Origin of the sequence: Streptomyces sp. R35 (assembly GCF_041053035.1) — a bacterium.
Classification (GTDB): domain Bacteria; phylum Actinomycetota; class Actinomycetes; order Streptomycetales; family Streptomycetaceae; genus Streptomyces; species Streptomyces lutosisoli.
This window is the reverse complement of record NZ_CP163440.1, coordinates 696,625-722,701: the sequence shown is the minus strand read 5'-3', so window position 1 is coordinate 722,701 and position 26,077 is coordinate 696,625. Positions and strand designations below refer to the sequence as shown.

General features: G+C 68.9%; 23 protein-coding genes and 3 pseudogenes. 15 read left to right on the top strand and 11 right to left on the bottom strand.

Features of this window, described 5'->3' with window-relative positions; translation table 11 throughout:
- The first annotated feature begins 165 nt into the window (after positions 1 to 165).
- On the top strand, positions 166 to 1,968 hold the full coding sequence (gene kstD, locus AB5J50_RS03630) for a 3-oxosteroid 1-dehydrogenase (RefSeq protein WP_369254800.1): 1,803 nt from the start codon (positions 166 to 168) through the stop codon (positions 1,966 to 1,968).
- A gap of 91 nt (positions 1,969 to 2,059) precedes the next feature.
- Here kstD and AB5J50_RS03625 read toward each other — a convergent pair whose 3' ends face one another.
- Positions 2,060 to 3,199: a PP2C family protein-serine/threonine phosphatase gene (locus tag AB5J50_RS03625; RefSeq protein ID WP_369254798.1), complete on the bottom strand. Its 1,140-nt coding sequence runs from the start codon at positions 3,197 to 3,199 to the stop codon at positions 2,060 to 2,062.
- A gap of 494 nt (positions 3,200 to 3,693) precedes the next feature.
- On the opposite strand from AB5J50_RS03625, the gene AB5J50_RS03620 reads away from it, so the two are divergent.
- From AB5J50_RS03620 to AB5J50_RS03610, 3 genes are all read left to right on the top strand, one after another.
- Entirely contained in the window at positions 3,694 to 4,911 is a 1,218-nt protein-coding gene (locus AB5J50_RS03620) for a glycosyltransferase (RefSeq protein WP_369254796.1), read from the top strand.
- Between the two features lie 214 nt (positions 4,912 to 5,125).
- A complete protein-coding gene (gene helR, locus AB5J50_RS03615; protein ID WP_369254794.1) occupies positions 5,126 to 7,279 on the top strand; it encodes an RNA polymerase recycling motor ATPase HelR in 2,154 nt (717 codons plus the stop codon).
- Between the two features lie 233 nt (positions 7,280 to 7,512).
- The gene (locus AB5J50_RS03610; protein ID WP_369254792.1) at positions 7,513 to 8,811 is read left to right on the top strand and encodes a phosphatase PAP2 family protein; all 1,299 of its coding nucleotides are present in this window, start codon (positions 7,513 to 7,515) and stop codon (positions 8,809 to 8,811) included.
- A gap of 11 nt (positions 8,812 to 8,822) precedes the next feature.
- Here AB5J50_RS03610 and AB5J50_RS03605 read toward each other — a convergent pair whose 3' ends face one another.
- The gene (locus AB5J50_RS03605; protein WP_369254790.1) at positions 8,823 to 9,401 is read right to left on the bottom strand and encodes a cysteine hydrolase family protein; all 579 of its coding nucleotides are present in this window, start codon (positions 9,399 to 9,401) and stop codon (positions 8,823 to 8,825) included.
- 262 nt (positions 9,402 to 9,663) lie between these two features.
- Here AB5J50_RS03605 and AB5J50_RS03600 point away from each other — a divergent pair, with 262 nt between their 5' ends.
- Entirely contained in the window at positions 9,664 to 10,899 is a 1,236-nt protein-coding gene (locus AB5J50_RS03600; protein ID WP_369254788.1) for a glycosyltransferase, read from the top strand.
- Between the two features lie 73 nt (positions 10,900 to 10,972).
- Here AB5J50_RS03600 and AB5J50_RS03595 read toward each other — a convergent pair whose 3' ends face one another.
- Entirely contained in the window at positions 10,973 to 11,254 is a 282-nt protein-coding gene (locus AB5J50_RS03595) for a hypothetical protein (RefSeq protein ID WP_369265762.1), read from the bottom strand.
- A pseudogene (locus AB5J50_RS03590) lies at positions 11,255 to 11,631 on the bottom strand (ATP-binding cassette domain-containing protein); the annotation flags it as partial. It lies immediately after the preceding gene.
- A 254-nt stretch (positions 11,632 to 11,885) separates the two neighbouring features.
- Between AB5J50_RS03590 and AB5J50_RS03585 the strand changes: the two are divergent.
- The 4 genes from AB5J50_RS03585 to AB5J50_RS03570 all read left to right on the top strand — a co-directional run bounded on the left by AB5J50_RS03585 (position 11,886) and on the right by AB5J50_RS03570 (position 13,564).
- Positions 11,886 to 12,377 carry a DUF2975 domain-containing protein gene (locus tag AB5J50_RS03585; protein WP_369254786.1) on the top strand — a complete coding sequence of 164 codons (492 nt, stop codon included), beginning with the start codon at positions 11,886 to 11,888 and terminating at the stop codon, positions 12,375 to 12,377.
- Entirely contained in the window at positions 12,377 to 12,598 is a 222-nt protein-coding gene (locus AB5J50_RS03580) for a helix-turn-helix transcriptional regulator (protein WP_010981499.1), read from the top strand. The genes AB5J50_RS03585 and AB5J50_RS03580 overlap by 1 nt, the downstream gene beginning before the upstream one ends.
- A 121-nt stretch (positions 12,599 to 12,719) precedes the next feature.
- Complete coding sequence (locus AB5J50_RS03575; protein ID WP_369254784.1) at positions 12,720 to 13,262, top strand: transposase family protein; 543 nt, start codon at positions 12,720 to 12,722, stop codon at positions 13,260 to 13,262.
- Positions 13,259 to 13,564 carry a hypothetical protein gene (locus AB5J50_RS03570; protein ID WP_369254782.1) on the top strand — a complete coding sequence of 102 codons (306 nt, stop codon included), beginning with the start codon at positions 13,259 to 13,261 and terminating at the stop codon, positions 13,562 to 13,564. Before AB5J50_RS03575 ends, AB5J50_RS03570 begins: the two co-directional genes overlap by 4 nt.
- A gap of 108 nt (positions 13,565 to 13,672) precedes the next feature.
- Here the strand turns inward: AB5J50_RS03570 and AB5J50_RS03565 are convergent, their stop codons facing one another.
- Positions 13,673 to 14,077, bottom strand: a complete 405-nt coding sequence (locus AB5J50_RS03565) for a type II toxin-antitoxin system PemK/MazF family toxin (RefSeq protein ID WP_283968348.1) — start codon at positions 14,075 to 14,077, stop codon at positions 13,673 to 13,675.
- A gap of 166 nt (positions 14,078 to 14,243) precedes the next feature.
- Between AB5J50_RS03565 and AB5J50_RS03560 the strand changes: the two are divergent.
- Both AB5J50_RS03560 and AB5J50_RS03555 read left to right on the top strand, forming a co-directional pair.
- Positions 14,244 to 15,456: pseudogene (locus tag AB5J50_RS03560) on the top strand (IS701 family transposase).
- 799 nt (positions 15,457 to 16,255) lie between these two features.
- Positions 16,256 to 16,729 (top strand): hypothetical protein, encoded by a 474-nt coding sequence (locus AB5J50_RS03555; protein ID WP_369254780.1) that lies wholly within the window; start codon positions 16,256 to 16,258, stop codon positions 16,727 to 16,729.
- Positions 16,730 to 16,970: 241 nt separating this feature from the next.
- On the opposite strand, the gene AB5J50_RS03550 is transcribed toward AB5J50_RS03555, so the two are convergent.
- On the bottom strand, positions 16,971 to 17,291 hold the full coding sequence (locus AB5J50_RS03550; protein ID WP_369265294.1) for a DUF6083 domain-containing protein: 321 nt from the start codon (positions 17,289 to 17,291) through the stop codon (positions 16,971 to 16,973).
- 433 nt (positions 17,292 to 17,724) lie between these two features.
- Here AB5J50_RS03550 and AB5J50_RS03545 point away from each other — a divergent pair, with 433 nt between their 5' ends.
- Both AB5J50_RS03545 and AB5J50_RS03540 read left to right on the top strand, forming a co-directional pair.
- On the top strand, positions 17,725 to 18,945 hold the full coding sequence (locus AB5J50_RS03545; RefSeq protein WP_369254778.1) for a PQQ-binding-like beta-propeller repeat protein: 1,221 nt from the start codon (positions 17,725 to 17,727) through the stop codon (positions 18,943 to 18,945).
- A gap of 599 nt (positions 18,946 to 19,544) precedes the next feature.
- A complete protein-coding gene (locus tag AB5J50_RS03540; RefSeq protein WP_369254776.1) occupies positions 19,545 to 20,291 on the top strand; it encodes a phosphotransferase family protein in 747 nt (248 codons plus the stop codon).
- A gap of 85 nt (positions 20,292 to 20,376) precedes the next feature.
- Here AB5J50_RS03540 and AB5J50_RS03535 read toward each other — a convergent pair whose 3' ends face one another.
- Positions 20,377 to 20,538 carry a hypothetical protein gene (locus AB5J50_RS03535; RefSeq protein WP_369254774.1) on the bottom strand — a complete coding sequence of 54 codons (162 nt, stop codon included), beginning with the start codon at positions 20,536 to 20,538 and terminating at the stop codon, positions 20,377 to 20,379.
- Positions 20,539 to 20,813: 275 nt separating this feature from the next.
- Between AB5J50_RS03535 and AB5J50_RS03530 the strand changes: the two genes are divergently transcribed.
- Positions 20,814 to 21,368, top strand: coding sequence for a hypothetical protein (locus tag AB5J50_RS03530; RefSeq protein WP_369254772.1), 555 nt, complete (start codon positions 20,814 to 20,816; stop codon positions 21,366 to 21,368).
- A gap of 159 nt (positions 21,369 to 21,527) precedes the next feature.
- On the opposite strand, the gene AB5J50_RS03525 is transcribed toward AB5J50_RS03530, so the two are convergent.
- On the bottom strand, positions 21,528 to 21,887 hold the full coding sequence (locus tag AB5J50_RS03525; RefSeq protein WP_369254770.1) for a nuclear transport factor 2 family protein: 360 nt from the start codon (positions 21,885 to 21,887) through the stop codon (positions 21,528 to 21,530).
- A gap of 25 nt (positions 21,888 to 21,912) precedes the next feature.
- On the bottom strand, positions 21,913 to 22,698 hold the full coding sequence (locus tag AB5J50_RS03520) for an SDR family oxidoreductase (protein WP_369254768.1): 786 nt from the start codon (positions 22,696 to 22,698) through the stop codon (positions 21,913 to 21,915).
- A 59-nt stretch (positions 22,699 to 22,757) separates the two neighbouring features.
- Here AB5J50_RS03520 and AB5J50_RS03515 point away from each other — a divergent pair.
- Positions 22,758 to 22,892 (top strand): annotated as a pseudogene (locus AB5J50_RS03515) (winged helix-turn-helix transcriptional regulator); the annotation flags it as partial.
- 202 nt (positions 22,893 to 23,094) lie between these two features.
- Here AB5J50_RS03515 and AB5J50_RS03510 read toward each other — a convergent pair.
- On the bottom strand, positions 23,095 to 24,402 hold the full coding sequence (locus AB5J50_RS03510; RefSeq protein WP_369254766.1) for a serine hydrolase domain-containing protein: 1,308 nt from the start codon (positions 24,400 to 24,402) through the stop codon (positions 23,095 to 23,097).
- A 134-nt stretch (positions 24,403 to 24,536) separates the two neighbouring features.
- Positions 24,537 to 26,054 (bottom strand): glycerol kinase GlpK, encoded by a 1,518-nt coding sequence (gene glpK, locus AB5J50_RS03505; protein WP_369254764.1) that lies wholly within the window; start codon positions 26,052 to 26,054, stop codon positions 24,537 to 24,539.
- Positions 26,055 to 26,077 lie beyond the last annotated feature (23 nt).

Genomic DNA, 26,077 nt, shown 5'->3' with positions numbered 1-26,077 from the left:
TGCCCGATCTTGGGGTGGTAGGGGAGTTGCGGTCCGGGCCTCTTGACTTCACAAGACCCCCGCGCCACATTCCTGACGCTGCATCAGAACCGGTACGGCGGGGGCCCGTTGGTTCCCGGAGCACAGCACGCCTCACATTCCTTCGCCCTGCTGGAGCGCCCTGCCATGTCCACGAGCGCGGACCCCGCAAGACGTACCGAAACCCCCGCCGCACCCGGCCCCTCGCGGCGCCGCGTGCTCGGTGCCGCGACAGGAGCCGGGCTCGCGCTCGCGGCCGGCCTCCCGGGTGTCACCGAGGCGGCCGATCTGCCCCTGCTCGGCACGTACGACGTCGTGGTGATCGGTTCCGGGGCGGCGGGGATGACCGCCGCGCTGACGGCCGCGAAACAGGGCCTCAGCTGTGTGGTCGTGGAGAAGGCGGCCACCTTCGGGGGCTCGGCGGCGCGCTCCGGCGCGGGCATCTGGATCCCGAACAACCCGGTGATCCTCGCCGCCGGCGTCCCCGACACCCCGGCGAAGGCCGCCACCTACCTCGCCGCGGTGGTCGGTTCCGGTGTCTCCGCCGACCGCCAACAGGCCTTCCTCGGCAACGGACCCGCCATGATCTCCTTCGTCATGGCCAACAGCCCGCTCCGCTTCCGCTGGATGGAGGGCTACAGCGACTACTACCCCGAGCTGCCGGGCGGGCTGCCCAATGGCCGTTCCATGGAGCCGGACCAGCTCGACGGGAACATCCTGGGCGCCGAACTCGCCCATCTGAACCCGCCGTACATGGCGGTCCCGAGCGGCATGGTCGTCTTCAGCGCCGACTACAAATGGCTCACGCTCTCCCTGGTCAGCGCGAAGGGCGCCGCCGTCGCCACCGAATGCCTCGCCCGCGGCACCAAGGCGGCACTCCTCGGCCAGAAGCCCCTGACGATGGGCCAGTCACTGGCCGCCGGGCTGCGCGCGGGACTGCTCGCCGCGCAGGTGCCGGTGTGGCTCAACACCCCGCTGTCCGACCTGTACGTGGAGAACGGCTCCGTCACCGGCGCCGTGGTCACCCAGAACGGCACATCCGGCCTGGTCAGGGCCCGACGCGGGGTCATCGTCGGCTCCGGCGGCTTCGAGCACAACGCGGCGATGCGCGCCCAGTACCAGCAGCAGCCGATCGGCACCGCGTGGACGGTGGGCGCCAAGGAGAACACCGGCGACGGCATCCGGGCGGGGCAGCGGGCCGGCGCCGCGCTCGACCTGATGGACGACGCCTGGTGGGGCCCGGCGATCCCGCTGCCCGACGAGCCCTACTTCTGCCTCGCCGAACGCACCCTGCCCGGCGGCCTGTTGGTCAACGCCGCCGGAGCGCGCTTCGTCAACGAGGCCGCCCCCTACAGCGACGTCGTGCACACCATGTACGAGCGCGACGCGGGCGCGCCCGACATCCCGGCGTGGCTGATCGTCGACCAGAACTACCGCAACCGCTACCTCTTCAAGGACGTCGCACCCACGTTCACGTTCCCGGACGCGTGGTACACCTCCGGCGCCGCGTACAAGGCCTGGACGCTGGACGCCCTGGCCACCGCCATCGGCGTACCCGCGGCCGCCCTGCGCACCACCGTCAGCCGCTTCAACGGCCTCGCCCAGAACGGCAAGGACACCGACTTCCACCGCGGCGACAGCGTCTACGACCACTACTACACGGATCCCGCGATCCTCCCCAACTCCTGTCTGGCACCCCTGTGGCTCGCCCCGTACTACGCCTTCAAGATCGTCCCGGGGGACCTCGGCACCAAGGGCGGGATGCGCACCGACGCCCGGGCGCGTGTGCTGCGCTCGGACGGCACCGTGATCCCCGGCCTGTACGCGGCCGGGAACGCCAGCGCGGCGGTCATGGGGCACAGCTATGCGGGCGCGGGCTCGACGATCGGTCCGGCGATGACGTTCGGCTACATCGCGGCGCTGGACATCGCGGCGGGGGCGACGGGCTGACGGCGACGGGCGTGCTTCACCGGAGGTCCCACGCTTCCGTGATCGCGCCCGTACGTACTAGTAGGTACAGCCCCAGGGTTGTGCTGAGTCCTCAACCGAGGTGCCCGCCGGGTCCGGCCGGGCCGCCTTCCGTACCTTCCGGCAGCGGTGTGAGGACCAGCATGGTGACGTCGTCACGCACCGTGGTGCAGAACCGCACAAGGTCCTCCCACACGCTGTCGATCAGGGCGGCCGGCGTCTCCTCGTCGAACTTGGGCAGACGCTCGGCCAAGGGGTAGAAGGCACCGCTCTCGTCCCGGCTCTCCGTCACCCCGTCGGATGCCAGGAACAGCCGGTCACCGCGCTCCAGCCGGACGGTGCGCCCCTGCGGCATAGAGGCGTCCAAGAGCCCGAGACCCAGCGGAGCCCCCGGCTCGAGATCGAGTTCGACGGCCTCCGCTCCCCGCAGAAGCAGCGGAGGCGGATGCCCGCAGGACACCAGCCGCACCTCATCCGCGCCGGGCGAGAACTCCAGGAGTACGGCGGTCGCGAACAGCTCGGCGTGTTCGGTACCCGCGGAGTCCACGACCAGCCTCCGGTCGAGGCGGGCCGCGGCCGCCTCCAGCCCGCGCTGGTCGAGAACCGCCTCCCGGAACGCTCCGAGAAGCGACGCGACCGTACCGACGGCCGACAGCCCGTGCCCCTGCACATCACCCATGACGGCCCGGACTCCATAGGGTCCCTCGCGCACCTCGAAGAAGTCGCCGCCGACCAGCGCCGCGCGCTGTGCCGCCCGGTACAGACCGGCGCAGCCCACCGGGCCGACGCGCTCGGGAAGCGGCGGCAGGACCGCGAACTGGGCGGCTTCCGCGACGGTCCGCACCGTGACCAGGTGGGCGTCCCGACGGCTGCGCACCAGGGACACGAACACGCTCAGCACGGCGATGAAGCTGATGGTCATCAGATCGGTGTTGCCCGGGCGGTTGAGCTCCAGAGCGGGCACGTTCAACAGAATGACGACGGCGACGCCGAACACTCCCGTCGCCACAGGCCCGTAGGAGAGCACGGCCAGCGACGGAATGGTGCCCAGCAGAAAACCGATGTCCAGCGGCTCGCTACTCGCGAACTCCGCCACGCAGACCCCTACCAGCAGCGCCGGCGGCAGCATCCGAACCCAGCGCGGAGGCGGCGAGCCACGCAGCCAGCCCCGCTCCTGATCGTCCCGCCGCACTGAAGCGGCCCTGCTGGCCATGACGCTCCTCCTTACACCACCACGCTCCTCCGTTCGGTCCCACCGCGCACTCCGGTCCGCGTGCCAACGGCGGCAAACCCATCACGGTGATCACGGCCGCCCGGCGTCTTCACCTCTGCGCGGCAGCGGTCCGTGCGCACGCGGAAGCCGTACGCACTCGCACGGCAGCGATCGGCGAGACCCACTGCGCGGCGCGGCGTTTTCCCACTCAAGCAAGATGACCGGGGCAGCTGGTCGAGGAACCTCGCCCGCTGCCGCCGATCCACACGGCGACAGCAGGTCTGTCCGGAGTCGAACCGATGGCACCGTCGTACGCGGCGCGTCGCCGCTTCGCGAGGAGGTCGTCCGTCCACAGCGGACGATGAGGGGAAAGGGGAGTACCCACTCCTTTCCACTCTCAACGTATAGCGCACCGGGGGGCTTGCGGCAAGGCCCCCGTCGTGGCGCAGAATCTCCGGCCGAGGCCAGAATCCGCGGAAATCGGGAGTCGCAAAGTGCGTGTGTTGTTGTCGACGTATGGGTCGCGCGGGGATGTCCAGCCGATGGCGGGACTCGCGGTGCGGTTGCGGGAACTCGGCGCGGAGGTGCGGGTGTGCGCGCCGTCGGACGAGGAGTTCGCGAAGCTGCTGGCCGGTGTCGGCGTGGAGCTGGTGCCGGCCGCCGAGCCGGTGCGCACACTGGTGACCGGGACGGCGCCGCTGACGCCGGAGGGCTTGCCCCGGCGCGCGGCCGCGTTGGTCGCCGCGCAGTACGAGGCGGTCGCCGCGGCGGCCGAGGGATGCGACGCGGTGGTGGCGACCGGCCTGGTCCCGGCGGTGGCCGGGGCGCAGTCGGTGGCCGAGGAACTGGGCATCCACTTCGCGTACGTGGCCTACTTCCCGACCATGCTGCCGTCGCCGCACCACGCGCCGCACGCGCTGCCGGGCCGGCCGTTCCCGCCGGGCGTGACCGACAACCGGGCGCTGTGGGACTGGAACGACCAGAGCTTCAACCTGCTGTACGGCCCAGGGATCAACGCCCACCGGGCGTCGCTCGGCCGGCCACCGGTGGACGACGTCCGCAGCCACGTCTACACCGGCCGGCCGTGGCTGGCGGCCGACCCGGTCCTGGCCCCGTGGCAGGAGACGGCGGACCTCGATGTCGTGCAGACCGGCGCATGGCTCCTGCCGGACGAACGCCCGCTGCCGGCCGAGTTGACGGCGTTCCTGGAGGCCGGCACACCGCCGGTGTACGTGGGCTTCGGCAGCATGCCCATGCGCGAATCGACGGACGTCGCGCAAGTGGCCATCGAGGCGGTGCGCGCGCAGGGCCGCCGCGCAATCGTCGCCCAGGGCTGGGCCGACCTTGGCCTGATCGACAAGGGGGACGACTGCTTCGCCGTCGGCGACGTCAACCACCAGACACTGTTCGGCCGGGTGGCCGCCGTCGTGCACCACGGCGGCGCGGGTACGACGACGACGGCCGCCCGGGCCGGCGCGCCTCAGGTGGTGGTACCCCAGATCGTCGACCAGCCGTACTGGGCCGCCCGGGTGGCCGAGTTGGGCATCGGCGCGGCACACGACGGTCCGACTCCGACCTTCGAGTCCCTGTCGGACGCGCTCACCACCGCCCTGACCCCCGAGACCCGAGCACGAGCGAGGGCCGTGGCCGCCACGATCCGCACCGACGGGGCGACGGTGGCCGCGAAGCTGCTGCTCGACGCGGTCAGCTGAGAAGGGCCGCCCGTGCCCGCGTGAACCACGCGGGATCGTCGAGCCAGGACCCAGAACACGAGAATCGGCAAACGCCGGCGACCTGGCCCGGCAAGGCCCCGGAGTCCACCTCAGGCGGCGCGTCGCTCGTCACGGCCACCAGGTTCGACACGCCCTGCCCAGACATCCGGCCGCACGCAATGGTCGCAAGTGACCTCAGATCGGAGCCCGTCACGTGAACCCCCTGACCACCAGGGCGTTTGACCTTCCCCACCACCTCTCCGCAAAGGCCGACCCGACGCTGATCGCCGGCGATGACCAGCACTTCGCGGCCATCGCGGAGTGCCTTGAGCAGTCGATCGCCGAGCTGTCCGACCGCCTCGAAACCGCGCGCAAGGCGCCCGGCGGCCTGGGCCGGCAAGGGATGGACCGGGACATGGAGATCCACCGGCTGACCGCTCGTCTGCGCGCACTGCGGCGCTTCGGTTTGGACCTGTGCCTCGGACACATGGTCGGCGCGGACAACCCCGAGCCCGTGTACGTAGGACGACTTGGCCTCACGGACAGCGCGGGCCGTCGGCTGCTGGTCGACTGGCGCTCCCCCGCGGCCGAACCGTTCTTCGGAGCCACCCACGGCAACCCGATGGGTCTGGCAAGCCGCCGCAGGTATCGCTGGACCGGCGGCCGGATCAGCGACTACTGGGACGAGGTGTTCACCTCGGACGGGATTGCCGGGCACGCAGCGCTCGACGACCAGTCCGCCTTCATCGCCAGCCTGGGCAGCAACCGGTCGCCACGGATGCGAGACGTGCTCGGCACCATCCAGGCCGACCAGGACGCCATCATCCGCGCGGGATCCCGCGGCGCTCTCGTCGTCGACGGCGGTCCGGGTACCGGGAAGACCGTCGTCGCCCTGCACCGCTCCGCCTACCTCCTCTACTCCGATCCTCGCCTCGGTCACCACCGGGGCCGCGTGCTGTTCGTCGGACCGCACCGGCCCTACTTGGCCTACGTCGCCGACGTCCTGCCCAGCCTCGGAGAGGAGGGTGTGCAGACCTGCACCCTGCGGGACCTGGTCGACGAGGGAGCCGCAGCGGCCACCGAGGCGGACCCGAACGTGGCCCTCCTCAAGTCGTCCGCGAACATGGTGAAAGCGATCGAGACGGCCGTCAGGTTCTACGAGGAGCCGCCCACCAAGGGGATGACGGTCACGACCCACTGGTCCGACATCTGGCTGAGCGCCGATGAATGGGCCACAGCGTTCGAAGCAGCAGAACCCGGTACTCCGCACAACGAGGCGCGCGACCAGGTCTTGGAGGAGCTGCTCACGATCCTGGTGGACAAGCACGACGGCGACGCCCCTGATGACCTGCTCCGCAAGTCGCTGCTGCGGAACAGGGAGCTGCTCACGGCCTTCAACCGCGCGTGGCCGCTCCTCGAAGCGGCCGACCTGGTCGGAGACCTGTGGTCGGTACCCGCCTACCTGCGGATGTGCGCTCCCTGGCTCAGCCCCGATGACGTGTCACTGCTGCAGCGCGGGGAAGCCCAGGCCTGGACGGTGTCCGACCTGCCGCTCCTGGACGCGGCACGGCAGCGGCTCGGCGACCCGGAGGCGTCCCGACGCAAGCGTCGGAACGAGGCCGCTGTCGCCGCCGAACGCGCGGGCAGGGCCGATGTCATCGAGATCCTGCTGCGGGACACCGAGATCGACGAGAGCCAAGGCGCGGTGGGGATGCTGCGCGGAAGGGACCTGCAGGACACCCTGATCGACGAGAGCGCACTGCCCGGCACCGAACCGGATCTGCTCGCCGGCCCGTTCGCGCACATCGTCGTGGACGAGGCCCAGGAACTGACCGACGCCGAGTGGCAGATGCTGCTGCTCCGATGCCCGTCCCGGAGCTTCACCATCGTCGGGGACCGCGCTCAGGCCAGGCACGGGTTCACGGAGTCGTGGCAGGAACGGCTCGAACGGATCGGGCTCGACCGGGTCAACCTGGCCTCCCTGAGCATCAACTACCGGACGCCGGAAGAAATCATGACGGAAGCCGAGCCGGTCATCCGGGCCGTGCTCCCGGACGCCAACGTGCCGACCTCCATCCGCAGCGGCGGCGTCCCCGTCGTCCACGGATCCGCTTCGGATCTGAGCTCGATCCTCGACACCTGGCTCGCTGCACATGCCGACGGGATCGCCTGCGTCATCGGCGATCCCACATTCCGCACGACGTCCCGTGTCCGGGCGCTGACCCCGGAGCTGTCGAAGGGGCTCGAGTTCGACCTGGTCGTCCTCATCGACCCAGAGGCGTTCGGCAAGGGCATCGAAGGAGCGGTCGACCGTTATGTCGCGATGACCCGAGCGACCCAGCAACTCGTCATCCTCACGAGCTCCTGACGCCGGTCGGACGTATGTCCACTCCCGCACCGCTCCGCTAGCATGTTCGAGCTCACGGCGAGCGTCTTGATCGTCCGCCCTTCGTCGGAAAACCATGCCATCCGGCATGAAGGGCAACCCAATTAACTGACATCTACAAATCGGCCAAACAACAATTGATATCTATAGCGTCGCGGATATTTTCGCGAATAAAGTGCAGAACTACGTTCGCCGCGTGGCGTCAACCGCGGGCGATGCTGTGGGCCACGGCGGGGTTGGCGGCACTCGGATTCCTCATCATGCTGGAGATCGTCGCTCGTCGCTACGGCCTGCCGGGGCCGATCACCAACCAGGTGCGAGAGCTGATATTCGCCCCCAAATCGGGGCCGTTGTTGTACGCCAGTATGGCGTTGATGATGGTGGTGCTCACCTGGCGGCAGCGGTTCATCGCGGCTGGCGCCGCGATCGGTATCGACGTCGTCTTCTCGCTGGTGCGGTGGGCGGTCGACGCCAGGACGACCGACGGCCAGCCCTTCGGAAATGGCGCGTTGTGGGTGATTCTGGGCTGTGCGGTCATCGCCGTCACGCGCCGCACCGGCCGGGAACGTGTCCTGCTGCTGAAGGGCGTCGGGCTGGGCCTGCTGCTGGTGGCCGGCCGCAAGACCGGCGATACCTGGCTACTCATCACATCGAAGACCCGCCCTGCGGTGCTGGACCAGTACGTGGCAACCGCCGATCACGCCCTCGGTGACCCCTCGTGGCTGGCAGGCCGGATTGTCGAGGCCACCGGCCCGATCGGCGCCCATGTTCTCGACTACGTCTACGTTCAGCTCGCGGTGGCCGCGGTCGTCGTCGCGCTGTACCAGCTGCGTAACGTGGCGGTCGAGCGCCGCTTCCCGCGCCATCATCTGGTGCGCACCTTTCTGGTCATCGGCCTCCTCGGGCCGGCCATCTACATGATCTTCCCGGTGGTCGGACCGGTCTTCGCCTACGGCACCGGCGCCTTCGGCACCGGCGGCGGGCACTGGCCGGTGGCCAACCTGTGGCCGGACACGCCGCCGCCGCTCACGGCCCCGCACCCGATGCCATTCGACGAGATCACCCCACGCAACTGCATGCCCAGCCTGCACACGGCGTGGGCCACCGTGATCTTCGTTCATTCCCGCAAAGGCCCACGGATTCTGCAATGGGCAGGCGCGTTCTGGCTGATTGCCACGCTCAGCGCAACGCTGGGATTCGGCTACCACTACGGCGCCGATCTCATTGCCGGCGTGGTGTTCGCGCTCACGATCGAGGCAGCACTGCGCGCGCATGACCGCGGCTGGGACCGGCCGGGAATCCAGCTGGTCACCTACGGCGCAACAGTCTTCGCTGCGCTCTTGGTGTCATATCGCTATCTGCCGATGGAGATGGCCCAACACCCGTGGGTGGCTGGACCACTTCTCATTCTGGCGATGACCTCAGTGGTCCACCGCTACGTACGGACCAGCAAACTGTGGGAACCGAAGACCGCACCGGCGCAGCAACCGGAACCGCAACCCGAACTGGTTTGAGTCATGTTGCATCACTGCTTGGCTGCGCTGCCGCGGCTGATGGCGTTGAGCCAGTCCTCGACGGAGACGACATCTGCCCACTGCGGGAACAGCTTTTCGGTGAGGACCCGGTGCACCTCGGGGTCGGTGTCGAGGCAGGCATCGACCAGGACGGTGAGGCCGATGTCCAGGTCGATGGCTCGGCACAGGGTGGACAGCACTACACCGCTGGTGGCGATGCCGGTGAGAACAAGACTGTCGATATCGCGAGCCCTGAGTACCAAGTCGAGATCGCTGCCCGAGAACGCGCTTCCTCGCCTCTTGGTGACCACGATGTCGTCCTGCTGGGGTGCGACGTCGTGGTGGATCTCGGTGCCGGGGTCGCCCTCGGTGAACAGACCGGCCTGCACGGCGGTGGTGAGCACCCTGTTGCGTGTGCTGACGTCTGGATGGCCCGGCCGTAGCCCGATGACCACGTAGATCACGGGAATGCCCGCCGCGCGGGCACCGTCGATCGCCTTGCGCAGGCGCGGCAGATATCCGGAGCCGTCGTCGGCGATGCCCACGATGTCCCGTTGAACATCCATCACGAGTAAGGCGCTGTTCGCCATGCGTGCCGTCCTTTCGTCACTGTGGACGGCGCGCGGCCGAGGGGAGATCCTCCTGGCCGATGTGCCGCCGTACGCGGCGGGTCGCCGCTTCGCGAGGAGGCTGTCCGTCCACAGGGGACGACAAATAGCAAAGGCAAGGAGATCCCTCTCCTTGCCTCTCTCAACTTATAGCGCACTGGGGGGCTTGCGGCAAGACCCGGTTTGTCCCGCAGAATCGGCGGCCGAAAGCCAGAACCTGCGGAAACAGACGGGGAGTTGCGAAGTGCGAGTGTTGTTGACGACGTGGGGGTCGCGGGGGGACGTCGAACCGCTGGCGGGACTGGCGGTGGCGTTGCGGGAACTCGGTGCGGAGGCGCGGGTGTGCGCGCCGCCGGACGAGGAGTTCGCGGCGCTGTTGGCGCGTGCCGGTGTGCCGCTGGTGCCGCTCGGCCCGACGGTGCACTCGGTGGTCGCCGGGACGAAGCCACCGACGGCCGAAGACGCGTTCCGGCTCGCCCCCGAGCTGGTCGCCGCGCGGTTCGACACGCTCACCGCGGCGGCCGAGGGATGTGACGCGCTGGTGGCGACCGGCCTGATGCCGGCGGGCGCACGGGACGTGGCCGAGAAACTGGGCATCCGCTATGTGCTCGCGTGCTTCCACACCCTCGGACTGCCGTCGCAGCACTTCCCTCCAGGGAGGCGGCCAGGCACGCCGTCCCCGCAGGACGAGACCGACAACCGGGTGCTGTGGCAGCAGGACGCCCAGAGGGTGAATGCGTTGTACGGCGAGGCGCTCAACAGCCATCGGGCGGCGATCGGATTGCCGCCGGTGGACAACGTCCGCGACCACGTCCTCACCGGCCGGCCGTGGCTGGCGGCGGACGCGACGCTGTGTCCGTCGCAGGGCAGGACGGACCTCGACCTCGTGCAGACCGGGGCGTGGATCCTGCCCGACGACCGCCCGCTCCCGCAGGAGCTGGAGACCTTCCTGAACGCGGGCGCACCACCGGTCTACGTGGGCTTCGGCAGCATGGCCGCGCACGCGCCGAAGGACATCGCCCGGGTGGCCATTGAAGCGAGCCGTGCGCAAGGCCGCCGCGTACTCCTCGCCCGCGGCTGGGCGGACCTGGCCCCGATCGACGACGCCGACGACTGCTTCGTCGTCGGCGAGGTCAACCAACAGGCACTGTTCCGCCGGGTGGCCGTCGTAGTGCACCACGGCGGCGCGGGCACCACGACGACGGCGGCCCGGGCCGGCGCGCCTCAGGTGGTGATCCCCCGGATCGCGGACCAGCCCTACTGGGCCGGCCGGGTGGCCGAGCTGGGCATCGGCTCGGCTCACTACGGCCCGACGCCGACCTTCGACTCCCTGTCCGCCGCGCTCACCACGGCCCTGACCCCCGAGACCCGAGCACGGGCGAGGGCCGTGGCCGGCACGATCCGCACCGACGGGGCGACGGTGGCCGCGAAACTGCTCCTGGAGGCAGCCGGCCCGGAAAGGCCGCCGGTGTCCGTGTGAACCACACGGACACGTCGAGCCGGGGACCGGCGGGCAACGGCGCCTGCTTCCGGGATCATTCCGCTGGGCGTTCTCAACCAACATGCGGCGGTCTCGCTTGCTCCGGGGCGGTCAGCACCTGGTCGGTGGTGTCGTGTTCGACGACGCGGCCCTGGTGCGTCACGATCAGCTCGTCGGTCACCTGCTGGACGACGGCCAGGTCGTGGGTGACGAAGAGACAGCCGATGCCGAGCTCTTCGCGCAGGTCGGCGAGGAGGTTGAGTACCTGCGCCTGGATGGAGACATTGAGCGCGGAGACCGCCTCGTCGAGTACGAGGATCCTCGGCCGGGACACCAGGGCGCGGGCGATGGCCAACCGCTGGCGCTGCCCCCGGAGGGAGCGCTCGGCCTCGAACGTGCCATCCGGGCGTCCAGGCCCACCTGGTCCAGGAGTTCGGCGGCGCGGTCCCGGCGCAGATCACGGTCGGTTTCATGCAGGCGCAGGAGCTCGTCGATGCCGTCGCCGATGGTCTGACGCGGATCGAGGGAGGCGTACGGATCCTGGAAGACGAGCTGGATGCGGCGGGCGCGGCACAGCCGTTGGGCGCGGACAGGGCGGTCGGGGCGCGTGCCCCGGCCGGTGGTGACCGCCTCGCCGTCGATGCGGATCGTGTCCGCCGTCGGAGTCTCCAGGCCGACGAGCATCCGGGCCACCGTGGTCTTGCCCGAGCCGGACTCGCCGACCACGCACATCGAGCCGCCGGGCGGGAGGGCGCGGGAGAGGGAGAGGGGAGTCCCCAGGGCTTCGGCGTAGTCGGGTGGCGTCCGATTTGTGTTCAAGTGAGGCCGACTTCGACAAGATCAAGACGGTTCGCGCAACCGCCATGCCGTGGGAGGCGGCGGCGTCCCGTCACGGTGCGAAACTGCCGCCCGCCCTCCGTCACAGTCCTTGTTTCACCTATCGAATTTCGATAGATTCCCATCGCAACTCGATGGAAGGATGGGTCATGGGGAAGCTGACAACGCGTGCGCTGCGCGCCGTGCTCGCGGTGGTGCTCGCCGGCACCGTGTTCGTGCAGGCGTTGATGGTGTGGACGTTGGTCAGCGGGAGTGACCCGGAGGACGGGTCGCTGCCGCTGACCGCGCTGCGCGTGGTCACGATCCTGGGCATGGTGTCGGTCCAGGTCGCGCTGGTCTGCGTATGGCGGCTGGTGGCGATGGTGCGACGCGGAACCGTGTTCTCCCATGCCGCGTTCCGGTACGTGGACGGCGTGATCGGCGCGATCGTGGCGGCTGCCCTCCTGTGGTTCGCGGTCACGGTCATCAATGCGCCGGGCCAGCGAGACGACCCGGGCGTCACCCTCATCATGGGCGGGATTGCCGTGGCCATCCTCGGGGTCGCGCTCATCGTGCTCGTGCTGCGGATGCTGCTCGCCCAGGCCGTCGCGCGCGACGTCGAAGCGGCGCAGATGCAGGCCGAGTTGGACGAGGTGATCTGATGCCGATCGCCGTCGACATCGACGTGATGCTGGCCAGGCGGAAGATGTCCGTGGGCGAGCTCGCGGACCGCGTAGGGATCACGCCCGCCAACCTGGCGGTACTCAAGAACGGCCGCGCCAAGGCGGTGCGCTTCGCGACGCTCGCCGCGCTCTGCGAGGTGCTCAAGTGCCAGCCGGGCGACCTGCTGCGCTGGGAGGCCGAGGACGCCGCGGGCGGATGACGTGCCCTTCCAAGATCATGGAGTTCTCGATGCCCCGTGATCCGAGCGGAAGACCGTGCCTGCCGACGCATCATCACCGATCCCGCCTGCCTTTGACCAACTCGGCGAGCATCCCGGGGCCGTGCCCGAGGAGATCCCGGGCCTGCCGGAGCGACTGGCCGAGGTGCCCGACCCCCGCGATCCGCGCGGCGTACGGCACGCTCTGGTCGTCGTGCTCGCGCTGACCGCGTGCGCGGTTCCGGCCGGAGCGACCTCCCTGCCGGTGGTGGGTGAGCCGATCACCGACGCCCCGCCGTCCGTCCTGGAGCGGCCTTGGCGTACGGCCCGATCCGCTGTCCCCGAAGCGGTGCCTGCCGGCGGAGGCGACGGTGCGGCGGCGGCTGCTGGGCCGCATCGACGGCGACGCGCTGGACCGGGCGGTGGGCCGCTGGCTGGCCGACCGGCGCGCTGGGGCCGACGGTCAGCTGCACGCAGTGGCGGTCGACGGCAAGACCCTGCGCGGAGCGGCCAGGCCACGGGCCACAAGATCCATCTGCTCGCCGCCTGCGACCACCTCTCCCGCCTGGTCCTGGCCCAACTCGACGTAGGCGAGAAGACCAACGAAACCACCTGCTTCCAGCCTCTGCTGGAGACCCTCGCCGACCCGGCGGGAGCATGGTCGTGACCAGCGACGCCATGCACACCCAGCGCGAGCACGCCAGCTACCTGCTCGGCCGAGCCGCGCACTACATCGTGACCGTGAAAGGGAACCAGAAGAAGCTCCACAAGCAGCTCAAGTCCCTTCCCTGGAAGCAGATCCCGCTGCAGGGCCGCACCCGCGACACCGGCCACGGCCGCGGCGAGATCCGCCGCATCAAGGTGTGCACGGGGAACAGCTTGCTCTTTCCCGGCGCCCGCCAGGCCGTCCAGCTCAAACGCTGCCGAATGGATCGCAAGACCGGCAAGGTCAGCATCAAGACCGTCTAGCTACTCCAGCCGTAGATCGTGATCTCGATGGTGAGGGGCGCCGAGGCGACAGTCGGACAGCGTCGACCATCTGGCCGAGACCGCCCACGCCGTCGGCTCCTTCTCCCTCTACCCGAGTTCACCGAGACGGAGGGCGTCCCTTATCTCGCTGAGCTTCGCGGTCGTCGCCGGGGTCTGCTCCTGCGCTTGTTCAGCGAGTCGGAGGGCATCGTCAATCTCGCTGAGCTTCGCCGAGGACAGGACGGCCGCCCGCTCTATCAGGTCGTCCCGTGACACAGTGGTCAGCCACGTGCAAGGGGTGAAGCCTGGACGCGGGAACGCGAGCCGCAGCACGCCTTCGAACGGCACTCCTTCACCGGCGCCCACCATCACTTCGATGCCCAGACCGCTAATGTCGACGCCCGCCGGAGCGACGACCTGCATCACCCGGATCCCGGACGCGTCGTCTCCCGACAGCAGTACGACCAACCTCCGCTCGTCGAACTGGACCCACCAGACTTCGCCACGTTGCACAAGTCCTCCAGACACAGGACGGCAGACAGACGCTACGCGAGCCTGACGCGCTGTGGAGACGGGTGCGGCCACCGTTGATCATCGGTGTGTGAAGACTGAAGATCACGCTGTGGCCGCAGGTCACAGCGTAAACCCTGCCCACTGGCAGGAGGCGTTCGAGGGCCTGATGAGCCGGATAGCGGGACGGTTCACGCGGGTCGAATCCCGGCGCCGAGCCCGGAAGTTGGTACTCGGCCTGCTGTCGGACCTGCCGCGCAAGAACTGCTGGACCATCGCCGAGTGGGCCGGGGACAGGACCCCGGACGGCATGCAGCACCTGCTCGGGCGGGCCAAGTGGGACGCCGACCAGGTCCGCGACGACGTGGGTGACTACGTGGTGGAGCATCTGCACGACGACGAGGCGGTGCTGGTGGTCGACGAGACCGGCGACGTGAAGAAAGGCACCGACACTGTCGGTGTCCAGCGCCAGTACACCGGCACCGCCGGACGCGTCGAGAACAGCCAGGTAGCCGTTTACCTCGCCTACTCGACCCCGCGAGGGCACGCGGCGATCGACCGGGAACTCTATGTTCCGCGTTCCTGGACCTCCGACCCCGACCGCTGCCGGGCCGCCGGACTCGGTGACAAGACGGAGTTCGCGACCAAGCCAGAGCTGGCCGCCCGCATGGTCCCCCGATTCCTGGACGCCGGCCACCGGGCCGCATGGGTCGCGGGAGGCGAGGTCTACGGCGGCAACCCGAGGCTGCGCGCCGCGCTGGAGGAACGCGGCACCGGCTACGTCCTAGCGGTGGCCTGCTCGCACGAAGTCACCACAGGCGCCGGGAAGTTCCGCGCGGACACGCTGGCCAGGAAGGTGCCCAAGAGGGCCTGGCAGAAGCTGTCCGCAGGGGTCGGAGCCAAGGGCCACCGCTTCTACGACTGGGCCGTCATCGACCTCACCGACCTCCGGCCCGGGAGCCAGCAGTTGCTGATCCGCCGCAACCGCAGCACCGGCGAACTCGCGTACTACCGCTGCTACTCGCCGGCCGCAGTGCCGCTGACCACCCTGGTGCGCGTCGCTGGATCAAGGTGGCGGGTCGAGGAGTTTTTCCAGTCCGGCAAGGGCTTGGCGGCCTTGGACGAGCACCAGGTCCGGCGCTACTCGTCCTGGTCCCGCTGGGTCACCCTGGCCATGCTTGCGCACGCCTTCCTCGCCGTCGTCCGCGCGAACGAACACGACCGTCATCCCTCACCCGACGAGCTGATACCGCTCACCTGCAACGAGATCCAACGACTGTTCATCACGCTCGTCATCCAACGGCGTCTTTGACCCTGTCGACCGGCTTGGCTGGTCCGTCTGGCGACGCCGCCACCAGGCCCGATCCCAGACCAGCCACTAACGACGACAAGCCGCTCAAGCATGAAGATCACGATCTACGGCTGGAGTACTAGGCGGTCAACTGCCTCACTGCGGAACAGGCCACACCCGCCGAGCCCGCCCGGCTGATCCGCAGCCACTGGAAGATCGAAGCCCTGCACCACGTCCGAGACGTGACGTTGGCCGAGGACGCCTCCCAGCCGCGAACCGGATCCGCGCCCCGCCATGGCGACCTGGCGCAACCCCGCCATCGGCGCCCTTCGCCTCGCCGGGAAGAGCAGCTTCGCCGCCGGCCTCCGGCACAACGCCCGCGACGCCAGCCGACCGCTCCCGCAAGATCATTCACGGAGCGTGTGCCAGATCCTTGAATCTGGGTCTGGTCGAATTCTCGTGACGGCCACGATCGGTTCTCTGGGCGGCGGATCACATTCATCTGCTCAGGCCGTATTCCGGGGCGCTCTTCCTCCCTTCGTAGTCATAGTCGGTGAAGGGTGGTGGCGCCTCCCGCCATGTTGTGGCTGGGATGAGGGAGAACGCTGGCCGGTCGCCGGTCGACGGAAAGATTACCAACGCGACCGCCCGGTGGGGTTCCAACGGGAAGTCCTTCTTGTGTATGAACTTGTGTGGCGCCGGGCGGGCCTGGAACGACTCGCGTATATGCGTGGCCAGGTCAGCGGCGCAGCTCGACCGCGGCGAACCGCTATTGCCCCTGGTGGACCGCACGATGCGGCACGGCCGGGGCGCGCCTCTGTCAGACTGCCTGCTACTGCGCCCTGTGCGCAGTCCAAGGGTGCGATCGCTCTGTCATTCGGGAGTCGGAAATGCAGATTACGGGACTCGTCGTCTCGGCTATCGCTCTACTCGTGAGTGGTGTCGCCGTTCGTTACACGACGCGGACGGATAAGAGGGATGTATTCCTGAAGCTACACGAGACACTCATTTCTCCGGAATTGCAGAGAGGGAGAAGGGTATTGTTCGATCTCTATCGTCGGCAGGGTGTAGTCGAGGACCTCAGGCAGGAAGACTACGAACTCGCCAATCGGGCCCTGGCGGCTCTAGACGTTGCCGCATATTACTGCGAGAAGAAGTATGTGAGTGAGCAGGATTTCCTGGATCTCTGGGCTCCGGCTCTAGGCCGGTTGAAGTACGCCGCCGCACCCTTTATTGAACATCGAGACGGGATGTTTCCAGGAATCCCTGTTTGGCCTCACTACAGGCGACTGGCAAGTCAAGCTGAGTTGCGCCTCACTTCCTCGGGTGTGGCCGCATCTGTCCTCTCTGATCGAAACCTGTAGTGCGGCAGCTGCCCACGAGGTCGGCGCCGGCCAAGCGCGCCGCCTGAGTCTTGGAGCCCCAGTTTGGAAGATCGCGTATGCGGATCGGGGCTGAGCTGGCGCAATGCTGACGTGCGGGTTCTCCGGCTGCTCCCCGACGTTCCCCGTTGTTTCCTGCTGATCGCTGCACGCTCGGGGTAGGCCAGGGGTACGCCAGGGGCACGGCTGCGCCTCGCCCGGGGCGTGTGATCTAGGGCACGCGTCAGTCGGGGACGCACATCATGCTGTGGGCCGGCACAACTGGATCTCCGGGGAGCGGATCGATTCCACGGACCCGTACGGCCACGATGCCGGTGGCGATGGGGGAACGACCCAGGGGCTTCGTCAAACGCCAGCGGAAAGGCTCTGGGACCTCTTTGGCGGGCAGTTCCATGGTGGCGAGGCTGACCCACCGGTCGTAGTTAGTTGGGTATACGCGAATCAATGCTCCGCATTCGGGGCAGATCGGCGGCTCGATCCACGAGACGTCGTCAGGGTCGGGCTCAGGTCGTGGGGCGGCCGTGGCTCCATCGGCCTTCGCCATCTCGTTCGCGAGGACGTTCCAGCATGTCTCGCAGAGTCTCGACATGAGGTCGATCCGCCCGCGATCACGCACGGTGGGGCCCGCCTCTCCGCAGCAATGGCATATGAACCACTCTTGATCCCCTAATGCCCCCATGTGTTCGAGTGTGAGTGAATCTGACCGGATGTCAGTAGGGCGCGATTCAGCCTCATTTGTTGATCACGCGACCGTGCGGTCGACCGGATTTCAACGGCGGCCCGACTTGCCTGGCTCCCGCACGAGAGTGAAGATCCCTGAGCCGCCGTGTCACCGTGACAGGAGGCAGGGCCTGGGGGGAGTCATGGCGCAGCGGATGAATTTGCTGGGAGAACCGGGGGTGGGGCTGCCGGGAGGGCCGGGCAGGCCTGTTCCGAGCCGTGCGGACGTGCGGATGGCTCGCGGCCGGGTGTTGGGTATGTTCCTCGCGCTGATCCTCTGCGTGATCGCTCTGCTGGTGAGCTGGTACCAGTCGCGGGATGTATTCACCGGAGCCCACGGCCCCTTTCCCGCCGCGTTCGCCGCCGAAGCCCCGGCTGCGCCTGAACACGTCATGCGCCGGAATGGGGGTGAGCAAGCCGTGGTGCACGGGCTGTCCCTGCGGTGGACGGATTCCGGCATGGCGGCGGTGAACCTGCTGACCGGCAAGGAGTACTGGCGCTACGAGCGCCGGGACACGAACGACTCTGCTGTGTGGTCGTTCGGGGAGTCGGAACGCACCGTGGTGGCCCGCTTCACCGACGGGAAGCTCGTCGCCATCGATCTGCGCACGGGCAAGCTGCTGTGGCATGCAGAGATTCAGGCCGGCGACCACCATCGGTCCGTGGAGCTCGTCGGCGGCCGGGCCGTCACCGAGGATCCCGGCGCCGTGCGTGCCTTCGACGAGCGCGATGGCCGGAGTCTGTGGACGGTGAACACGTCTGAGTCGTGTCCCGAGGTATTCCTCCATTCCGTGCACGCCCTGCCGGACCATCTGAGCGCCGTCCACGTCTTGTGCAATGCGTCGAGCGATGACGACCGGGACAGGTACGGCCTTCTGCTCGGGGTCGACAACCGTACGGGCAAGGTCCTGTGGCGGCAGCGCACCGTGGACCCCGAGCTGACGGTCTGGGGTGACGGGCACACGCTCGTCGCGCCGGACCCGGACCGCCCGCAGACCATCCAGTTGCTCGACATGAACCGTCGAGGGATGTGTCCAGGCGCCGCTCTCCCCCTGGAGGAGGGGGACGCGGTCGCTGGGGGCAGCGGCACCGTACTGTCCGGCACCGACCCGAAGGAAGGCTCCGAGGACCACGACACTCTCCTGCACGCCTACGACACCCGAGACGGACAACCCTCCTGGCAGTTGCGGGCGCCGACCGGCCAGGAGTACGGGCTCCCCGAGATCGCCGACGGCCGGGTATACGTCGTACGCCAGCCATTCCTCACGGGGGCAGATGCAGGTCGCCGGATACGCGCCGACCTGCTCATCCTCGACGCGGACACCGGGCGCCTGCTCCACACCCTGCGGCTGCCGGCCATGACCGCGCCGGACGACTCTGACGACTTCGAGAAGCTCGACATCCTCGACACCGCCGACGGCGCGGTGAGCATCGGTTGGCGAGACAGTTATGGGGACCTGCTGATCGCCACGGACTGACCCCCGCCCTCGCCACGTCATCGACCGACGGTGCGACCTGCGACTCGGCTGTCGACGGTTGTCGGCGTCGGTCGTCGTTGAGTGCCGTCCGACGGCGCCGAGTCGGCCCTAGGGAAACTCCGGGGCCGCTGACGCTTCCCGCTGCCCGGCCCGCTCGATGCTCCCCTGGTCGGGGACGCACATCATGCGGTGAGCCGGTACGACGGGCTCGCTCGGCAGCGGATCGACTCCACTGACCCGTGCGGTGACGACGGGGGATCGGGCCGGGAGCTTCGTCAAACGCCTGCTGTGGCTCCATCGACTTCGGCCATCTCGTTGGCGATGGTGTTCCAGCAGGCATCGCAGAGCTTGGGCATGGGTCGATTCGCCCTCGCTCGCGCACGGTGGAGCTTGCGTCACCGCAGCGATCACATACGAACTGGTATTGATCGGATAAACCCCTCATGTGCCTAAGGACTCCCAACAAAAGTGGTGGGCTTGACCCGGTCAGGGGTCGGTGTCGTGCACGAGGCCGCCGGGTAGCGGGACGCGGTCAGCCGCGTAAGCGCACGCGATAAGCCCGGCGACGCCGGCGGTCATCCCCGGGATACTGGTCGCCCATGGATGAGGTCAAAGTCGTCGTCGCCCATTCCGAGCGCGCGACCCTGCGCGTCGGCGACGTGTTCCTGAAGGTGGACGCCGATCAGGCGCGCATCGACGTCGAGGTCGAGGCGATGGCCCTGGCGCCGGTCCCGACTCCGGAGGTCCTGTGGTGTAAGCCGCCCGTGCTCGCGATGGCTGCACTCCCGGGGACGACGCTTGGGCGCCTCGGCGGGCCGTCGACCGGGTCGCCGGCGGCGTGGGCCGCGGCGGGCGCCGCCATCCGGAAGCTGCATGACGCGCCGCTGCCGGCCCGGCCTGGCCAGGCCGGGCGGAGCATCGTCGCGCTGGCGGCGGAACTCGACGATGAGTGCGAGTTGCTCGTGACGAACGGCGTTCTGCCCGCCGACCTGGTCACCCGCAACCGCCAGGTCGCCGAGGTTGCGCTCCGACCTTGGACTCCGGCGTTCACGCACGGCGACCTGCAGATCGCGCACGTCTTCGTCGACGGCGACGAGGTCACCGGCATCATCGACTGGTCCGAGGCGGGCCAGGGTGATGCCCTGTACGACCTCGCCACCTTCACGCTCGGACACGAGGAGCACCTCGACGACGTCATCGCCGGCTATGGCACCGACGTCGACCTCGACGTGATCCGCGCGTGGTGGTCGTTGCGAAGCCTGTTGGTGGTTCGCTGGCTGAGCGAGCACGGCTTCGACCCGTTCGAGCCGGGTTGTGAGGTCGACGTGCTGAGATCCCGTATGTGAGGCTGCGCGGGCCCGACTGCTACGTATGCGTTCTGATGCATCGAGACGCATCGAACAGGCCATCCCCTGGGGCGATCGCCCGCCCTTACTCTCGACAAAGTGCGGTGCGCAGTCGTCGCCGGCAGATGACGACGCAGTCGACGGTGACGAACGCGTGGTGGATGTCGTCGCGGATCTCCCAGCGGATACGCAGGCGGCGGAACCAGTGCAGCAGCGCGATCGCTCCTTCCGCGACCCAGCGGTACACGCCCAGGCCTGAGCCGTGCCCGGTGCCGCGCCGGGCGAGGTGCGGGGTGATCTGGAGCCGGCGGACCTTGTCCCGGCAGACCTCGTGGTCATGGCCGCGGTCGGCGTACAGATACCTGGGGCGGCGCAGTGGCTGTCCGCGCTTGCCGCGGATCGGCGGGAGGGCGCGGCACCCGAACGACGATGCAAGGAAGGAACGTTGTGAGCGAACTGGCTACGGGTGTCTTGGTGCGCGTCGTCGCATCCAGAGCGGGCGAAGCTGTGGCAGGTGCCTCCGTGGCTGTGGTGCTGGACACCGTGCTCTTCATCGAGCGGGGCGACCTAAGGCTCTCGGGCCGTGCCGGAGTGATCCAGATAGGTGTCCTGGTTGCGGTGGCTGCTCTGTGGATCGTCAATCTCCTCGCGGGGCGCTCCGGCGAGCTGCGCGCCCACGAGAGCGCGGTGCCGGTCGACGATCCGCAGGCGCTAATCGGGCAGGAGCCAGAGCAGCGGCGGCTCATGAGGTGGGGACAGATCCGTCTCGCGGCAGCCATGCTGGTGTACACGCTGGTGTGCGTGTACTTCTTCCACCAGCCGCTGCTCGCGCTGACGCTGCCAGCCGTTTTGCTGATCTCGCTCGTTCACGCGTGGCGTATCGCGGTCTGGGAACGACGGCACGGCGTGGTCCTGTGGAAGCCGGCGCTGTCCTCAGTGGGCCGCGAGGAGTGGCGGCGATCGCCGTACTACTCGACTCCGGCCGAATGCCCGGTTCGGACCGTCCCCTGGTGCTGGTCGTCAGTCGGCCGAGCCAGTGACGCGTTCACCGCGCTCACGCCCGTGCGCGCCCGTTGACCCGCCATCACCGATGAGGGGCGGTAGTAGGCGGCAATGAGAAACGCGAGCGCCGTACCTATGCCACAGCTCAGCCAGCCGTATCGTCCCCCTGAAGACGTCAAGGCAATGACCGCGGCTTCTTGCCTGAGGCGGCAACGGGGTGGCGTGGGAGGGGACTCAGGGTTCGATGACGAGGCGTTCGATGAGGCCGTCGCGGAGTGTGAACTGGTAGCGCAGATCGATGGTGCCGCCGGGGAAGTTGCCTTCTAGGTGGTGGGTGGCGATGTAGTGGGTCGCGTCGGTCTGCTGGGCGTCGGTGAGGTGGATGGTGTAGGTGAATTCGGTGGCGGATCGGTCGAGCCATCCCTCGATCGCCTCGGTGCCGTCGTAGGTGTTGCCGTCGTCGATCACCGTGGCTTCGCGGGTGAACGCCGTGATTGCGGTGGCGGTGTCGTGGGCGCGGTGCGCTTTCAGGTAGCGGGTGATCACCTCGGGCAGGGTGTCCGGGGTGCTGGTTCGGGGCTGGTTGTCGTGCATGACGCTCCTTGGAGTGACGGCGGCTTCAGACGGTGGGGGTGGTGCCGCCGTCGATGACGTGTTCGGCGCCGACGATGGCAGAGGCGCGGTCGGAGACGAGGAAGGCGACGAGCTCGGCGACTTCCTCGGGCCGGTTGGGACGGCCCAGCGGGATGCCGCCCAGCGAATCCATGAGCCGTCCCAGCGCCGCCTCCTGGGTGATGTCCGCGTCGTGGGCGATCCGGGCGACGAGGTGGTCGGCGGCCGAGGTCTGCACGAAGCCCGGTGAGACGGTGTTGACTCGGATGCCGTGCGGGGCGACCTCGTTGGCCAGACCCTTGCTGTAGGTGGTCAGGGCGGCCTTGGCGGCGGCGTAGGCCAGGGTGCCGTTCCACAGCGGCATGCGGCGCTGGATCGAGGTGACGTGCACGACGGCCCCCTTGCCCGTGGCGATCATGTGCGGCAGGAGTGCGCGGTCCAGGCGGACGGCGGCCAGCAGGTTGGTGTTCAGCTCCCTGGCCCAGTCTTCCTCGCCGAGCGCCCTGAACCCCCCGGCCGGTGACTCGGACCCGCCGAGGGTGTTGACCAGGATGTCGACGCCTCCCACGCGGGCGTCCACCTCGGCGGCTACGTGGGCTGCGCCCTGGGCGGTGGACAGGTCGGCGGTGATGAACGCCTTCTCATCTACGTCGTCGGGGCGGCTGCGGGCGGTGACCAGTACGGTTGCGCCGGCCTGGGCGAGACGTCGGGCGATGGCGGCTCCGGTGCCCTTGGTGCCGCCGGTGACCAGAGCGCGTCGGCCGTCGAGGGATTCGCTGATGGATGTGGTCACGGTGTGCTCCGTAGAAGCTAGTTACTTCGACTTTAGCAGTAACTGAAGGGGTGGTCGCCATGGCGAGCCGGATCAGGCTGGAGGACCGGGAGTGCCCGCTGTCCACGACGGTGGAACACGTAGGCGAATGGTGGACGCTGCTGATCCTCCACGACGCCTTTGACGGCTACACCCGCTTCGACCAGTTCCAGGAGAGGGCATGTCCCGCAGCCGGCGACGGCATGCGTCACCGTTACGCGACACGACCGGCCACCCCCGCGGAGGCGTAAGGCTGCCCCGGACAAGCGCCAAACGGCCTTGAACAGGGCCGGAACGCACAGGTCGCACCTGATCGACCGGGCAACACCGGCTCGCCGCCGGTATGACGCATGCTGGTGGACCTTCGCGCTCACAGCACTAGCCGGAGCCGGTGGGGAGGGAGAGGCCCGCGTAGACCTGGTTGAGGACGGTGGGCAGCAGGGCTTGGGCCGTGGTCCGGCCGTCGGGCGACAGGGTCAGGTTCGTCCAGATCACGAGCGTGACGTCGTTGACCGGGTCGTGGCCGATGAAGGAGTTGAACCCGGGGAGTTCACCGCCGTGGTAGTACATCGAGGCGTTCGGACCGAAGCGCTGGTAGGCGATGCCGTAGCCGTACTTCTGCCCGTCGGGCGCGGCCGGGTCCTCGGCTTGCGGGCTGTGGAGCCACTGCTGCTGGTATGCGGCGTTCAAGACCTTGCCCGTCACCAGGGCCCGGATCCATGTGGCCAGGTCGTCCGCCGTAGAGACGGCGCCTCCGGCGGCGGTGGCGTAGGAGGGGTTCTGGTGGGTGTAGTCCAGGGGCCGGAGCTTTCCCGACCGTGCCGCCGCCTGCATGTCGACGGGGTAGGGCTGGTCGACCAGCGCGTAGGCCGATCCGCCGTACATGTAGCCGTGTGAGTAGGGGGCGGGGAGGGACAGGTCGTCGGCGGCCGGCAGCGACGTGCCCTTCAGTCCGAGCGGGGCGAACAGCCGGTCCCGGAACTGCTGGGCCAAGGGGCGGCCACCCGCCTTTTCGGCGACCAGGCCCAGCAGTACGTAGTTGGTGTTGCTGTATTCGTAGGACGCGTCGGGCGCGAAGTCCGGCGGGCGTCGGAACGCGATGTCCAGCAGTGCCTGCGGCGTCTCGGCCTTCCCAGGGTCTGCGTCCATCCTCGCGGCGAGTTCGGGTGCGCTGGTGTAGTTGTAGAGCCCGCTGCGCATCTTCAGCAGCTCGGCGATGGTGATGTGGTCGCCGTTGGGCACTCCCGAGACGTAGGCGGACACCGGGTCGTCCAGCCGGAGCTTGCCGTCCTGGGCGAGGAGGGTGATCAGCGCCGAGGTCATGGTCTTGGTGTTGGAGGCGATCCGGAAGTGGTCGGCCGTAGTGGGCGGTGTGGCCGTGCCCAGCTCGGTCGTGCCGACGATCGCCCGGAAGGTTCCCTGCGGGGTGCGGAGCAGGACCACCGCGCCGGGGACCATGAGGTCCTTCGCCGCGCGCTCCACGGCGGACTGGAGCGCGGCGGGATCGATGGGCTTCAGCGCCGAGGGAGTGGGGGCGGAGGCGCTCGCCGTAGCCGCTGGCGTGGCCGACGATTGCGAGAGCGCCGTGGCGCTCGTCCCCGGGGGCAGGGCGCAGCCTCCGATCAGCAGGGCCGCGCACGCTGCGGGCAGAGCCGTACGGCGGGCAGTGCGCGAGAAATTTCTCATGTCGGCATCACAGCCCTCGTGCCCGCCGACGGTAACGAGCAAGGGACGGACGGACGGCTGCGCCCCGTCCGGCAGGGCGTAGCGGTGCGGGACGGAGGCTCGCCGCGGCAGTGGGCGCCGGTGGAGCGGCCGGTCTATTCGACCTTGGCCCAGTCGAGCGTGCGCTCCACCGCCTTCTTCCAGCCCGCGTAACCCTCCGCGCGCTGGTCTTCGGACCATTGGGGCTCCCAGCGCTTGGACTCCTGCCAGTGGGTGCGCAGTTCGTCGGTGTCCTGCCAGAAGCCGGTGGCCAGACCGGCCGCGTAGGCGGCGCCGAGCGCGGTGGTCTCGGCGACCACCGGACGGCTGACCGGTACGCCGAGAACGTCGGCCTGGATCTGCATGCACAGGTCGTTGGCGGTCACACCTCCGTCGACCTTGAGCACGTCGAGGTGGACTCCGGAGTCCTGCTCCATGGCCTCGACGACGTCGCGGCTCTGGTAGCAGATGGCTTCCAGGGTTGCCCGGGCCAGGTGGCCGTTGTCGTTGTACCGGGCGAGGCCGACGATCGCGCCGCGGGCGTCGGAGCGCCAGTACGGGGCGAACAGGCCCGAGAACGCGGGGACGAAGTACATGCCGCCGTTGTCCTCGACGGTACGGGCGAGAGTCTCGCTCTCGGCCGCGTTGCTGATGACCTTCATCTGGTCGCGCAGCCACTGCACCGCGGATCCGGTGACCGCGATGGAGCCCTCCAGCGCGTAGATCGCCGGGCTGTCGCCGAACTGGTACGCCACGGTGGTGAGCAGGCCGTTCTGCGAGCGGACCAGCTCCGTGCCGGTGTTGAGCACCAGGAAGTTGCCGGTGCCGTAGGTGTTCTTGGCCTCGCCGGGCGCGTAGCAGACCTGTCCGACGGTGGCCGCCTGCTGGTCGCCGAGCACCCCGGCGATGGGGATGGCGGCGCTCAGCGGCCGGGAGGTGCGGGTCACCCCGAACGCCTCCCGGTGGGACGAGGGGTTGATGGTGGGCAGCATCGCCCGGGGGACACCGAAGAAGCCCAGCAGCTCGTCGTCCCAGTCGAGGGTCTCCAGGTCCATGAGCATGGTGCGGCTGGCGTTGGTCACGTCGGTGGCGTGGATGCCGCCGTCGGGGCCGCCGGTCAGGTTCCACAGGACCCAGCAGTCGGTGTTGCCGAAGAGGGCGTGTCCTTGCTCCGCCGCCTCGCGCACCCCGTCGACGTTCTCCAGGATCCACTGGATCTTGCCGCCGGAGAAGTAGGTCGCCGGCGGCAGGCCCGCCTTGCGGCGGATGACGTCGCCCTGGCCCGAGCGTTCCAGGGCCGCGGCTATGGAGTCGGTGCGGGTGTCCTGCCAGACGATGGCGTTGTAGTAGGGGCGGCCGTTGCGCGGGTCCCAGACCACGGTGGTCTCCCGCTGGTTGGTGATGCCGATCGCCGCCAGGTCGGTCGGGGACACGTTCCCGTGCCGCAGGGCGTTCTGCATCACCGAGTTGGTGCGCTCCCAGATCTCCACCGGGTCGTGCTCGACCCACCCGGAGCGCGGAAGGATCTGGGCGTGTTCCAGCTGGTGCTTCGCCACCTCGTTGCCGGCGTGGTCGAAGATCATGAACCGGGTACTGGTGGTGCCTTGGTCCACCGCGCCTACGAAGTCAGCCATGGGTTACCGCCTCTGTCGTCGGT

Coding starts and splice junctions, on each gene's coding strand:
- glpK (WP_369254764.1), bottom strand. CDS start 26,054: ATGGCTGACTTCGTAGGCGCGGTGGACCAAGGCACCACCAGTACCCGG.
- AB5J50_RS03525 (WP_369254770.1), bottom strand. CDS start 21,887: ATGCACGACAACCAGCCCCGAACCAGCACCCCGGACACCCTGCCCGAG.
- AB5J50_RS03540 (WP_369254776.1), top strand. CDS start 19,545: ATGGATGAGGTCAAAGTCGTCGTCGCCCATTCCGAGCGCGCGACCCTG.
- AB5J50_RS03610 (WP_369254792.1), top strand. CDS start 7,513: ATGCTGTGGGCCACGGCGGGGTTGGCGGCACTCGGATTCCTCATCATG.
- kstD (WP_369254800.1), top strand. CDS start 166: ATGTCCACGAGCGCGGACCCCGCAAGACGTACCGAAACCCCCGCCGCA.
- AB5J50_RS03585 (WP_369254786.1), top strand. CDS start 11,886: ATGGGGAAGCTGACAACGCGTGCGCTGCGCGCCGTGCTCGCGGTGGTG.
- AB5J50_RS03605 (WP_369254790.1), bottom strand. CDS start 9,401: ATGGCGAACAGCGCCTTACTCGTGATGGATGTTCAACGGGACATCGTG.
- AB5J50_RS03555 (WP_369254780.1), top strand. CDS start 16,256: ATGCAGATTACGGGACTCGTCGTCTCGGCTATCGCTCTACTCGTGAGT.
- AB5J50_RS03545 (WP_369254778.1), top strand. CDS start 17,725: ATGTTCCTCGCGCTGATCCTCTGCGTGATCGCTCTGCTGGTGAGCTGG.
- AB5J50_RS03510 (WP_369254766.1), bottom strand. CDS start 24,402: ATGAGAAATTTCTCGCGCACTGCCCGCCGTACGGCTCTGCCCGCAGCG.
- AB5J50_RS03550 (WP_369265294.1), bottom strand. CDS start 17,291: ATGGCGAAGGCCGATGGAGCCACGGCCGCCCCACGACCTGAGCCCGAC.
- AB5J50_RS03580 (WP_010981499.1), top strand. CDS start 12,377: ATGCCGATCGCCGTCGACATCGACGTGATGCTGGCCAGGCGGAAGATG.
- AB5J50_RS03625 (WP_369254798.1), bottom strand. CDS start 3,199: ATGGCCAGCAGGGCCGCTTCAGTGCGGCGGGACGATCAGGAGCGGGGC.